At 56.5% G+C, this 1,208-nt stretch carries 1 protein-coding gene; it reads right to left on the bottom strand.

What is annotated here, in order from left to right; genetic code table 11:
• Positions 1-46: 46 nt before the first annotated feature.
• Positions 47-1,173 (bottom strand): IS3 family transposase gene (locus BHD06_RS22680; protein WP_217805729.1). Its coding sequence is split into 2 segments (ribosomal slippage): positions 47-903 and positions 903-1,173, totalling 1,128 coding nucleotides; the frame shifts between segments, so codons are not numbered across the junction.
• Positions 1,174-1,208 lie beyond the last annotated feature (35 nt).

Raw genomic sequence — 1,208 nt, 5'->3', positions numbered from 1 at the left:
TTTCGGACATGTTTGCAGCTTTTCTAAGGTGTATCGGGTTTAGGTTTCATGCTGCTTCTTGTTGTTCCAAGCCTACCCAATATGCGTCGTCAGGCGTCTGCCGATCAAGGGCGGAATGGGGCCTTTTGGTATTGTAGAAGGTCATCCAGTCCTTGATCACGCGCCTGGCCTGGAAGCCGTCGGTGATTTCTTCGAGATAGATGGCCTCCTGCTTCAGTGATCGCCAGAGCCGTTCAATGAAGATGTTGTCGAGATAACGCCCGCGCCCATCCATTGAGATGCGCACCCCAGCCTCGGTCAGGGTCGTGATCCAGGCCGATCCGGTGAACTGGCTGCCCTGATCTGTATTCATGATCTCGGGCGGGCCATGTTTGGCGACGGCCTCGTTCAAAGCCTCGACACAGAAGTCGGCGTGCATCGTGTTCGACAACCGCCAGCTCAGCACCTTGCGCGTGGCCCAATCCATGATGGCCACCAGGTAGAGGAAGCCGTTCTTGATCGGCACGAACGTGATATCGGCGCACCAGACCTGATTGGGGTGATCGATCTGCCTCTTTCTCAGCAAATACGGGAAGATCGGATGCTGGGGATGCGGCTGGCTGGTTCGAGGGCGTTTGTAGATTGCCTCCAAACCCATCTTCGCCATCAGCCGCCTTACACGATGCCGTCCTGTGACGACCCCTTCCCGGCGCAGATAGGCTGCGATCTGGCGGCTGCCGAAGAACGGATATTTGGTGAACACCCGATCGATCTCTTTCATCATCGCCAGCGTGTCAGCATCGATCCCGACGGGCGTGTAATAGAACGCCGACCGGCTGAGCCGCACCAGCTTGCATTGTTGACTGATACTGAGCTGCGGGTGGTCCCGGTTGATCATCGCGCGTTTCTTCTCAGGGCTCATCGCTTCAGCCCTTCCGACAAAAAATCATTCTCGACCGCCAACCTCCCGATCTTGGCGTGCAGCTCTTTCACCTCGGCTTCGGTCGGCCCGCTTTGCTTACCGCCCGAAAACACATCGGCCATGCCTTCGATGGCTTGTCGCTTCCATGTGCTGACTTGGTTCGGATGCAGTTGATGCTTTGCCGCGATCTCCTGCACGGTCTTGTCACCACGTAGCGCTTCCAACGCCACCTTGGCCTTAAACTGGTCTGTAAAGTTCCGGCGCTTCGCCATTCTCGTATCCCTTCAAAGGTTTGGGATACACCTTA

It is taken from the genome of Roseovarius sp. A-2 (genome assembly GCF_002072155.1).
GTDB lineage: Bacteria > Pseudomonadota > Alphaproteobacteria > Rhodobacterales > Rhodobacteraceae > Roseovarius.
Note: the sequence above shows the minus strand (reverse complement) of the source record. Positions and strands in the feature narration are given on the sequence as shown.